Annotated in this window: 14 protein-coding genes and 1 riboswitch; all 14 genes read right to left on the bottom strand. The window is 26.4% G+C overall.

The features are described 5' to 3' along the window. Window positions 1–54: 54 nt before the first annotated feature. The 14 genes from ACRC03_RS11925 to ACRC03_RS11990 all read right to left on the bottom strand — a co-directional run bounded on the left by ACRC03_RS11925 (window position 55) and on the right by ACRC03_RS11990 (window position 10,632). The gene (locus tag ACRC03_RS11925; RefSeq protein WP_438652790.1) at window positions 55–1,473 is read right to left on the bottom strand and encodes an alanine/glycine:cation symporter family protein; all 1,419 of its coding nucleotides are present in this window, start codon (window positions 1,471–1,473) and stop codon (window positions 55–57) included. 238 nt (window positions 1,474–1,711) lie between these two features. After that, window positions 1,712–2,458 (bottom strand): protein kinase family protein, encoded by a 747-nt coding sequence (locus ACRC03_RS11930; protein WP_438652791.1) that lies wholly within the window; start codon window positions 2,456–2,458, stop codon window positions 1,712–1,714. After that, window positions 2,449–2,607, bottom strand: a complete 159-nt coding sequence (locus ACRC03_RS11935) for a hypothetical protein (protein WP_438652792.1) — start codon at window positions 2,605–2,607, stop codon at window positions 2,449–2,451. Before ACRC03_RS11935 ends, ACRC03_RS11930 begins: the two co-directional genes overlap by 10 nt. Before the next feature lie 103 nt (window positions 2,608–2,710). Further along, window positions 2,711–3,589 (bottom strand): NAD(P)/FAD-dependent oxidoreductase, encoded by an 879-nt coding sequence (locus tag ACRC03_RS11940; RefSeq protein ID WP_438652793.1) that lies wholly within the window; start codon window positions 3,587–3,589, stop codon window positions 2,711–2,713. An 18-nt stretch (window positions 3,590–3,607) separates the two neighbouring features. Next, window positions 3,608–3,925, bottom strand: a complete 318-nt coding sequence (trxA, locus tag ACRC03_RS11945; RefSeq protein WP_438652794.1) for a thioredoxin — start codon at window positions 3,923–3,925, stop codon at window positions 3,608–3,610. A gap of 149 nt (window positions 3,926–4,074) precedes the next feature. Next, window positions 4,075–5,313 carry a sensor histidine kinase gene (locus tag ACRC03_RS11950; RefSeq protein ID WP_438652806.1) on the bottom strand — a complete coding sequence of 413 codons (1,239 nt, stop codon included), beginning with the start codon at window positions 5,311–5,313 and terminating at the stop codon, window positions 4,075–4,077. Further along, window positions 5,303–5,974: a response regulator transcription factor gene (locus tag ACRC03_RS11955; protein ID WP_438652795.1), complete on the bottom strand. Its 672-nt coding sequence runs from the start codon at window positions 5,972–5,974 to the stop codon at window positions 5,303–5,305. The genes ACRC03_RS11950 and ACRC03_RS11955 overlap by 11 nt, the downstream gene beginning before the upstream one ends. A gap of 168 nt (window positions 5,975–6,142) precedes the next feature. Further along, window positions 6,143–6,358 (bottom strand): hypothetical protein, encoded by a 216-nt coding sequence (locus ACRC03_RS11960; protein ID WP_438652796.1) that lies wholly within the window; start codon window positions 6,356–6,358, stop codon window positions 6,143–6,145. A 53-nt stretch (window positions 6,359–6,411) separates the two neighbouring features. Next, window positions 6,412–6,594 carry a hypothetical protein gene (locus tag ACRC03_RS11965; protein WP_438652797.1) on the bottom strand — a complete coding sequence of 61 codons (183 nt, stop codon included), beginning with the start codon at window positions 6,592–6,594 and terminating at the stop codon, window positions 6,412–6,414. A gap of 78 nt (window positions 6,595–6,672) precedes the next feature. Further along, the gene (locus tag ACRC03_RS11970) at window positions 6,673–7,506 is read right to left on the bottom strand and encodes a hypothetical protein (RefSeq protein WP_438652798.1); all 834 of its coding nucleotides are present in this window, start codon (window positions 7,504–7,506) and stop codon (window positions 6,673–6,675) included. Window positions 7,507–7,629: 123 nt separating this feature from the next. Next, window positions 7,630–8,292 carry a DNA-binding protein gene (locus ACRC03_RS11975; protein WP_438652799.1) on the bottom strand — a complete coding sequence of 221 codons (663 nt, stop codon included), beginning with the start codon at window positions 8,290–8,292 and terminating at the stop codon, window positions 7,630–7,632. A 106-nt stretch (window positions 8,293–8,398) separates the two neighbouring features. Then, on the bottom strand, window positions 8,399–9,088 hold the full coding sequence (locus ACRC03_RS11980; protein WP_438652800.1) for a radical SAM protein: 690 nt from the start codon (window positions 9,086–9,088) through the stop codon (window positions 8,399–8,401). Beyond that, on the bottom strand, window positions 9,075–9,662 hold the full coding sequence (locus ACRC03_RS11985) for an ECF transporter S component (RefSeq protein ID WP_438652801.1): 588 nt from the start codon (window positions 9,660–9,662) through the stop codon (window positions 9,075–9,077). The genes ACRC03_RS11980 and ACRC03_RS11985 overlap by 14 nt, the downstream gene beginning before the upstream one ends. 1 nt (window position 9,663) lies before the next feature. Beyond that, window positions 9,664–10,632: a nucleoside hydrolase gene (locus tag ACRC03_RS11990; protein WP_438652802.1), complete on the bottom strand. Its 969-nt coding sequence runs from the start codon at window positions 10,630–10,632 to the stop codon at window positions 9,664–9,666. 100 nt (window positions 10,633–10,732) lie between these two features. Further along, window positions 10,733–10,777, bottom strand: a riboswitch (PreQ1 riboswitch). Window positions 10,778–11,067: the final 290 nt, after the last annotated feature.

An 11,067-nucleotide genomic window follows, 5' to 3' on the forward strand; every position in this document is an offset into this window, starting at 1 on the left:
ATTTCCTTAAGCGTAAAAAAGGCTCTCATTATTAATGAGAGCCTTGAATTTCTATTATCCAATTTTTTGTGTTTGTTCTTTATCATTCCAGCACTGAACATTTTCAAGTCCTTTTATTTTTGACGCATCAAATATAGGATCTTTTATTCCAGCCTTTTTTTGAGCGGTATAATCATCTAATGCAATGAAAGCATATTTTCCTAATAATGCTATTGCAATTAGATTTATTACTGCCATTAATCCCATAAATACATCTGCTAAGTCCCAAACTATTTGTACTTTAGTTACTGCACCAAATAATACCATTCCTACAACTAAAACTCTAAACACATTTATTCCTGCTTTATTTAATTTAACAAATCCCATATTAGATTCTCCATAATAATAGTTACCTACTATAGAGCTAAATGCAAATAAGAAAATACATACGGCTATAAATATAGCTCCCATTGGACCTATGTGATAAGTTAAAGCTGCTTGAGTTAATTCTATCCCTTCAAGACCCGTTGCTTGGTAAGTAGGGAATAATAATATTATAAACGCTGTACAACTACATATAACTATTGTATCTGTGAAAACACCTAATGTTTGTATTAAACCTTGCTTTACAGGGTGAGATACTTCTGCTGTAGCCGCTGCATTTGGTGCAGAACCCATACCAGCTTCATTAGAGAATAATCCTCTCTTTATACCAATTAACATCATACCACCCATCGTACCCATTGTAACTTCTCTTACTCCAAATGCACTTTCAAATATTAATGCAAATACATCTGGTAACATGTTTATATTAGTTACTATTACAAATAAAGCTACTAATATATATACTCCTGCAAATATTGGTACTATTATTTCAGAAACTTTAGCTATTCTATGAACTCCACCGAATATTACTGCTGCTGTTAATGCTGCAAGTATTAAACCTATAGTTAATTTATCTATACCAAATGCATTGTTGAATGCAGCTGCTACTGTATTTGCTTGAACTGCATTAAATACAAATCCAAAACATATCGTTATCAATACTGCAAATGTAACACCCATCCATTTTTTATTTAAACCTTGCTCCATATAGTAAGCAGGTCCGCCTATATATCCTTTTCCATCTTTTATTTTATAAATTTGAGCTAGTGTACTCTCAACAAAACTAGATGCTGAACCTATTAATGCTATTAACCACATCCAGAATATTGCTCCAGGTCCTCCACCAATTATTGCTATTGCAATACCGGCTATATTACCTGTTCCAACCCTTGATGCAGTACTTATACAAAATGCTTGGAAAGATGATACCTTTCCTTCAACTTTAGAAGTTCCTTCTCCTAGTAGTCTAAACATTTCTCCAAAATATCTAAACTGAACAAATTTAGTTTTAAACGTAAAATACACTCCTAACACTAATAACATGGCTATTAGTATATATGACCATAAAAAAGTATTCATTGTGTCTACTATATTAAGTAAAAATTCCATTTTAATTCCCCCTATAAGATTAATTATTTATGTCTGATAAATTTTCAAAAGTTCATAACTAATGAATAGTTATATGTTCTTTATTCATTTAAACTCATTATACCCTTTGTTTAAACAAAATTCAATAGAATTATGCAATTTTTTTTTTAAAAGTTGCATTTTTCGCAATTAGCAGTAAAGAGAATGTTTTCCAGTTTTAATTTCAAAATAAAAAACTCTAGATATAATACACCTAGAGTTATAAGTTAAGTTTTATTTTATTCAATTCATTTTCTACCTCATATATATTACTGTGCTCTCCATCTAAACCCATTAGTTTTTTAAGGAATTTTTCTTCGTCTTTTATTAAACTTAACTCTTCATACCAAGGTTTATCTGTAATACTTTTTTGATTATAAGAAGTATAGTGTAAGTGTATTAAAAAATCTGCAAGATACCAAAAATCTTCTTCTTTTTTATACTTAAAATCATTGATATATCTAGCTAATCCAAAGTCTATTAATACTACCTCCTTATTTTCTTGTTGGATTACATTCGATACCCTTATATCTTTATGTATTATATTATTTTCATACAATGTTTTTATTATATTTACCAACTCCGATGCTACATTGTATATCTCATTTTTTTGAAATATAACTTTATCCTTATAAATTATTTCATCAAATGTTTTGCCTTCTTTATATTCTAAAATGTAACCAATTTTATCTTTATCTTTAAATTGGACTATAAATTTAGGAAATCTTTTGTCATTTAATTTTGTTAATATTTCTTTTTCATATTTAAGTTTATCTTTTGATTTTTTTAACATATTTTTTTTTAATTGTTTTATAACTACCTTTTCATTAAGTTCATTTATAGCTAAATAAACAATTCCAAATCTTCCTTGACCTATTATTTTTTCTATTTTATAATTACTAACCTTATCTCCTATTCCGTATCTTTTATCCTTTTGAAAAATTGATTTTAGATATATTATGACCATCTAGAGCTAGAAAAAGATTTGCTAGAAAAAATAGCGCTTATTATTCCACTACTTAATTTTCTTCTTTTATAGTAATTAGAACCTTGATGTGATCTTTTTCTTCTGTGTGATGATCTACTAAAACTAAAAAAACTACTAAATAATCCCATTACACTCCCCCTCTATATATCTTTCTTACTAATATTATAGTCGATTAGTTAAATATTTTCACAAAAAAACTCTAGAAATATACTAGAGTTTTTCGCTATTATTCTATTTTATTTTCAATTTATCTAAGTATGAAACGGCACTTAATGCTGCTATTTGACCTTGACCTGCTGCTTTTATATATGAGTAAGGTTTACCTACACAGTCTCCTGCTGCAAAACACCCTTGTATACTTGTGTTCATGTTATTATCTACTTTAATATGAGCACCTTCAGTTTCTATTCCAGGAACTAATGCTTTTGGAGACGTACTGTCTTTTATTACGAACACTCCATCTACATCAATTTCTTTTTCTTTGAAAGCAACTTTATTTACAAGGTTATCTCCTTGTATTTGAATCGGTCTATCGTTTATAACTTCAATAGAGTTATCTAAAATATTAGAAGATCTCATTAAACCTTCTTTTTTATACATAGGTATAAAATAAGTTTTAGAAGCTATTTCACTTAAAAAGTTAGCTTCTTCTTTCGCTTCTTCATTATACCCTATTATAGCTACTTTTTTATCTCTATATAATGGTGCATCACAAGTTGCACAATATCCTACACCTTTTCCTAAGAATTCTTCCTCTCCCTTTATTGGCTTACCATATTCAACACCTGTAGCTAGTATTACAGTAGTTGCCTCAATCATTTCGTCACCTGACATTAGTGCAAAATAATCACCCATAGCATATACATTATTTATTTTTTTAGAAGTTATATTTATATCCATTTGCTCTAAATGGTCTCTAAACTTATCTTTTAAGTCTTCTCCACTTATTTCATAAAATCCTAAATAATTATCTATCATCGGTGCTTTTATAAGCTTATTACTTAAATTTTCATTTCCAAGCAGTATTATACTCTTATTTCTAATTTTAGCATTTATAGCAGCTGATAAACCCGCTGGTCCGCTACCTATTATAGCTATATCATATCTCATTATTCTCACCTATCTTTTTTATAAATGTGACTTAACTTTCGCCTTTATTTTTTCCTTTGGCATAAATCCAATTAATGATTCTACCATTCTTCCATTTTTAAATATTATCATTGTAGGTACTGTAGATACATTAAATCTTTGAGCTATTTCTAAACTTTGATCTATATCTATTTTTAGAAATTTAGCTTCATTTTTCATTTCGTCTCCTAATGATTCAAATACTGGAGCTAACATTTTACAAGGTCCACACCATGTAGCATAAAAATCTACTACAACTACCCCTTTACTTTCTTCTACATTTCCTCTAAATTGAGATGTGTTTATAATCTTAGCCATACTCTTAACCTCCTAATATTCTAATATATAATATGATACTTTTCATAATATAGTTATTAATTATTACAATAATTTTATTTTATATTATTTTATTCTAAATATACCCAATATAATATTATTAAATCATTTTATTAAAATTAAATCTAAATCTATATTTTTGACTTATTTATAGGTATTACAAGTTCAAACTTTGTATATTCATTTAATATAGAATCTACATTTATATGTATATTTAAATTTAAAGCTATCATATTCGCAATGGATAATCCTATTCCTGAGCCATCTATATCTTTATTTCTTACATTTTCACTTCTAAAAAATCTATCAAATAAATATGGAATATCCTTTTCTGCAATACCAATCCCACTATCAATTATATATAAACTTATAAAATTATTGTCTTTTTGTCTTACTTCTATTGATATCTTATCTTCCATTTTAGTATATTTAAATGCATTATCTATAAATATAATTATTAATTGCCTTAGTTTAGATTTATCTGTAATAATGATTTTATTTTTTAAATTACTATATAAGTTAAATAATTTTTCTTGAATTTCTGCTATCTCTACATAGTTTTTTGAAATTTCTTCTACTAATTCTTCTAAATCTATTTTTTCCAAAATTGGTTTTATTATAGCTTCTTCTTTTGTAAGAGATAATAAATCATTTATCATTTTTTTTACACGTCTAGTTTCCCTCATAGCATCTGCTATAGTTTCAACTTCATCATTTACAGTATTATCTGGTGCCTTTAGCAAAGATTCTAATTTAGATGAAATTATAGTTATTGGAGTTCTAAGTTCATGAGACGCATCTTGTATAAACTTAGCTTGATTGCTCCATGCAGTTTCTATTGGAACCAATGCTCTTTTAGTTAAGTATAATGCTATAAAATAAGTAATTAAAACCGATATAAAAACACCTACTGTAAATATAAATATAAGTTGTTTTAAAGAACTCATTTCTGAGTCAATATTTCTTATTATTTGAATTTCGTACTTACCTGCATTTACACTTAATTCTCTAAATGTATATCCATTTTCAGTATATGTAAAAAATCCATTTTCTTTAGTATCTTTTTTATTTGGAAGTATCTCATCAAAGTATCCATTTTCTGTAAAGTATCTTATTCTATTCCCCTCGTAGACATAAACCATATTACTTGGATACTTAAGTACAATAGGATAAAATAAGGACTTGCTACTTAATTGAATGGTAATATACTCTATTTCTTCTTTTAGTTTATTATCTATACTATCATATGTTATCTTTCCGAAATATAAACATATAAGACTTGAAAATATAATCAAAAAAATGGATACTACTGCTATATTCATTTTTATTAAACTATTTTTAGTCTTAGAGAATACATTTTTATTTATCATCAAATATATAACCTACCTTACGTTTAGTTTTTATATATTTTTCATATCCAAAATCACTTAATTTTTTTCTTAAATTACTTACATATACTTCTACTATTTCTATAGTTGCATCAGAGTCCATACCCCATATTCTATCATAAATTTGTTCTTTTAAAAGAATAACTCCCTTATTTAATAAAAAGTATTCTAATAAATTAAATTGTTTATTTTGTAATTCTATTTCGTTGTCATTTATAAATACTCTTCTTTTATTAATATCTAAATGTAAGTCTTTAAAGTTTAACTCGTTATTTGTTTTTAATTTACCATTAGTCCTAAGTATTGCATAGACTCTTGCCACTAATTCTTCCATATAAAAAGGCTTTGTTAAATAGTCATTTGCTCCTATGGTAAATGCCTCTACCTTATTATCTAATTCCTCTTTTGCTGTTAATATTAATACTGGTGTATCAATATTATTATTTCTCATATTTTTTAATATATCAATTCCTCCTATTCCAGGAAGCATTAAGTCTAATATCATTAAATCATATATATTTTGACTTATTGTAAACAAAGCTTCTTCTCCATCTTCACAAGTTTCAACTTCAAAATTATAGCTTAGTTCTTTATAAATACTCTGCAATATTTTTTTATTATCCTCTACCACTAAAATTCTCATTTTTCTCTCCTCATATAATCTATAATCATAAATAAAATTCGATTTAATCATTTTCTTATTACTTATAAATTATACAACTTTCGTTAGATAATTTTAAGTATAAAATTTTATAAAATAAAAGCCCGCTATATTACCTAATTTATAATTAGTAAATATAACGGGCACCTACTACTTGTACTCATTTTCATAAATCACATTTGTTCTGTATTCTAAACTGGATAAATTATTATACATATCAATCCAATTGCATTGTCCAGTATAAGAACATCCTTTCACTTGATTTAAAGCATTAAAGTAACAACTTACTATATCTGTTGGATCTACAGAAGCTTTATACATTCCAGTATAGCTTATATCTTTTGTTTTTTTTGTTTTGTTGAACATAACTAATCCTTCTTTCTGTTAGAATAAAACTTTTATCTATTCTTAGTATGTTCTTAATCCATTTTATTTAAATTGTATTTTTGAACTATTTGTACAAAATCTTCAATACTTATATTATTATTTACTCCATTTACCATTTGGCTATAATACCAATTTGCAAATTCTGGATTTGCAAGTGTTGCATTCATTTTTTCAAAATCTAAATTCTCTTGATTTAATTTGTTTTCTTCATTCATTTTTATCACCCCTTAGAATATAATTATTATTCGTCATAGATATAGGATTTATACATTCTACTTCACCCCTTTTATTTATTATTTATTTATCTCAACCTTGTGGGTTTTAATATCTACTTTTACATTAGAATTTTCTTTAACATCGTCATAACTATAACCTATTAACTCTATTTTTTTTGCATGTTGTGAAACTGGTATCTCAATTTCCATATCTTCTTTAGGCTTTAAAATATCATACTCAGATATATCAGTTGCAGTAATATATTCTCCATTTTCATTTAACTCACCTATTTTTAGAGTTATATTACCTATATTTTTAGATGATGTATTTTTTATTTTTATTTTATAATTATTTAAATTGCTCGAATCATCTTTTTTATAGGGTTCTTCCATAGCTAAAATTTCATAACTCTTACTATCTTCTATTTTGGCAGAATTTTTCGTTATTGATACACTATCATTTTTTAAATCTACAAAAACAGATTTATTTGCTAAAATATAAGTATAAGATATAATCTTTATACTATCTGCATATTTTACATGACTAAATCCAATATGTGCTGATTCATTGGGATTTAATGTTATATCTAAAAAAGATTGAGATTTTGATATAACATTTTTATTTTTATCATATTCTTCATAGTTTATTAAAATGTTTGATATATCAAAATTAGAAGTATTCTCTATTCTAGTGGCTATATCTATTTTATTTTCATTGCTTGTAGATATATTTACTATCTCTTCATTTTCAATACTGATTGCTTTTGCACTGTCTTCATTTATATCTGCACTACTTCCTAAAGAGCTCCCTCGGCTTTTCACATCATCCTTATTTGTACATGCAGCTAAAGTAAATATTCCTATAAACGCTGCAATTAATATTACATACGATTTCTTTAGAAGTTTTTTCATATTAAGCACCTCAATTTTAATATTACTATATATTATATTCATTTTTTGCAAGAAAGTCATTACATTCTTTAATTTTCATATTTTTTAAAAACTTATATTTTTTCATATTTTTTCATATTTTCTTTATAATAAATTTTTATACTGCTTCATAAAGTCTTTTAATGCTTGTGTAATTATTTCTTGTTTGGTAAAATTCGAGTTACTGCAAAGCCTTTCAAAATTTTCCCAAGTTTTCTTGTCTAATCTTATACTTGCAGTTTTTAATTCTTTTACTTTATTATCTTCTATAACGATATCTTTTTTAGAGGATATACTTTTTGGTTTCATAGATTTATAATCTCTCACTTGCAAGTACCAATCATAAACCTCGCATAATTTATCTAAGTCTTCTTGAGTTATATTTATTTTTTTATCTTTTATTACCTTTACTGATTTAGGCTTACTTTCAACTTTAGCTTTATTTTTAGGTTTATTTTCTACTTTAGCTTTATTTTTAGGTTTATTTTCTACTTTAGTCTTGTTTTTTTTATTTTTTTCTAATTTTTCATTTGATGAAACAACCTTTTTTTGTTTTTTTTCTATTTGATTAAATGACATCTGATTATCTTTTTTAGAATATTCTTCTTCATTAAATATATATTTTCCATCTTTAAGCTTATAGTTATTTTTATTTAAAAAAACCCTTAATGTTTTTACTGTAATACCTATTTCTTTTGCTATATCCTCAATATCTATATTTTTATTTTGTAATTCTAAAAATTTTGCTATCCTCTCGTTGCCTTTCATATTGTTCCCTCCGTCAATATCTAATTTTAACTTATTAGTATTCTACCATATTCTAAAATTTTGTTCAAAATATCAAAAGCTCCCTAGTTACCTAGGAAGCTCTTTACTAATCTCCTACTCCAAAATCAGTATTATTATATAAAACTTCAATATTTTTATTTTCGTCTAAGAATTTATATTTTTCTATAAACCATTTTACTAATCCTTCATCTCTTTTTAATTTTGAAGTATTATTTATAAATACATTTATTGTTGCATGTTGAAAATTGTTTAATACTATTTCTATATCTTTATCTATCATTTCTCTCGTTTGACCTTTAATCCCTACCATCATACAAGGTGAATCAAAGTATTTTTTTACATCTTCATGTGTCTTAAATTTTGCATTTTTATTTAAAGTTACATTTCTAAAATTGTAGTCAAAACTTTCAACACCTATTTTAAAAACTATTGGTATTGGAAAGAAACTTCTCATTTCTTCTATTTTATTTTTATAGCACCAATGACTCTCTAAAAATAATTTTTCTATCTTTTTTTGTACTACTATTTCTTTTATCTTTTCTAAAGTAGCTTTTGGCAATTCAAAACAGCTTCCTGAGTTTATTACCTCAAGCACCTTATACTTTCCTGTTATATTTTCTAAAACTTTAAAATTCAATTCATTTATTTCTTCTTCTGAAGTAGAGTTATCTAATATATAATCACAAAAACTACATTTTCCCCATATACACGGAAATCCTTTTAGAAGTACTATTTCTCTAGTATTTTTATTTGTTACTTCACTATATCTTTCCATACGTTCTCCTTTGTTTGCCCTCAGTCATAGATAGTCTAATATTTTTAGGTAAGGCATTCACACCTAATCCTACCATAACCACCGCTATAAATTTATCTGCATAATCTGTTAATATTTGTGTAATAAATACACTAGCTATCTCTGGCATTCCTACTACTTTCAACAACTGAACTATATAAGAAGAACCAGAGGATGTAATGCCTCCAAATAAAAATGCTGTTATTATTGCACTTATTATTGAGGTTGGAATTGTAAAGATAAGCACACCTAAAGGCGTTTTTTTTCCATTTAAAAATCCATGCTTATACATCATACCCGCTATAAATCCTGTAGTAATCTGTACAGGTGCAAAATACATCGAATATATATCAAATGTAAATCCGCTAACTAAACTACCACATACCCCTGTTATAACTGCATATTTAGGTCCTAATAAGCACGCTATTAGTATTGTTCCTATAGAGTCTAAATATATTGGAAGTTTTAAGCTAAACGCTATAAAAGCTCCTGTAACATTTAAAGCTATACCTAGACCAATTAAAGTAATATTTCTAATATCCATACTTTTTTTCATGTTATATTACTCCTTCCACAGAGTCTATAACATTCTCATATCCTTTAAATACTCTCTTTAAAAACATATACATAAATCTTTTTTCTTCAACTTCTGTAAGTACTACTGCATTAGTTTTATTTTTATAAAAACCAACAGAATCTACTATTGATTGCCCCATAGCTATTCCATCTTCTACAACTTCAACATAGGATTCAAATCCTTTACATATGCTTCTATCTATAAAGTACGCTACTGCTAATGGATCATTTATTACACATCCTATAATGCCTTCTTGTTCCCAGTGAAAGTCAATATAGAATCTTGTTATTTCCGTTATATATTTAGCCATTCTTTCGTCTAGCCTATTAATAAATTCTATTATATTAGGTGTAAGTACAATCTTTCTAGTTACATCTAATCCTACCATATGAATTTTAGTAGATAAATTCTTGTATACATAGTCAGCACTATGTGGGTCTACCCAATAATTAAATTCTGCTACCGGAGAACAATTACCATGGATTCTATATGCTCCCCCCATAGATATAATTTCATCTAAGTTATTAAAGGCCTCTTTGTCTTTCATAATTGCTTTTGCTATGTTTGTAAGAGGTCCTAACGCTATAATAGATACTTTGTCATGATTCTTTAAAATATTAATTATAAAATCAACACCACCGTCTTTAATACTAGGAGTTTTTATTTCTTCATAAAATTTTTCTCCTACTCCGTCTTCTCCATGAGTATCTTGTGCTGTTACAAGTTTTCTTTTGAGCGGCTCTTCTTCTCCTATATATACAGGTATATGCAATGAAGAGCACATTTGAAGTGCTTTTAGAGCATTTTTTGCTCCTAGCTTAGCAGGTACATTCCCACTACATACTGTTATTCCTAATACTTCTAGCTCTGGTGAGTTTACTGCTAGAAGTATTGCCAGAGAGTCATCTATCCCTGGATCACAATCAATTATTACTTTTCTTTTTTCCATTTATTTCTCTCCTCCTTAAATTTTATAAGGAGAACCTAATAGCTTTTTTGCATAAAAAAAGCCATATCTAAGGATATAACTTATATACTGCCACTATATAAATACCTTAGTTTTTTATACTTGGAGGTTCTCGAACAAGTCCTAGTGAAAATACTAAACACTAGATTTATCAACATTTTATTAAGTTTTATAACCTTAATTGTTAATTGAGTTTTATTCATAATTAGCTGACTTTTATTATTTTAACATAAGCAGAATTACTTTTCTATATAAAATGTTTTTATATTTATATAGAAATAATATATGATTCCATACATATGTTATGTCTTTTTTTATAATTGTTATTACTATTATATATATCCTTTTAGTTATTATGGTATAATATCCCATGGTGTAGAATATTATATATTTAAATTATAATTTTGACATAGGGGG

This window comes from Romboutsia sp. (assembly GCF_051659545.1).
Taxonomy (GTDB): Bacteria; Bacillota; Clostridia; order Peptostreptococcales; family Peptostreptococcaceae; genus JBOFOR01.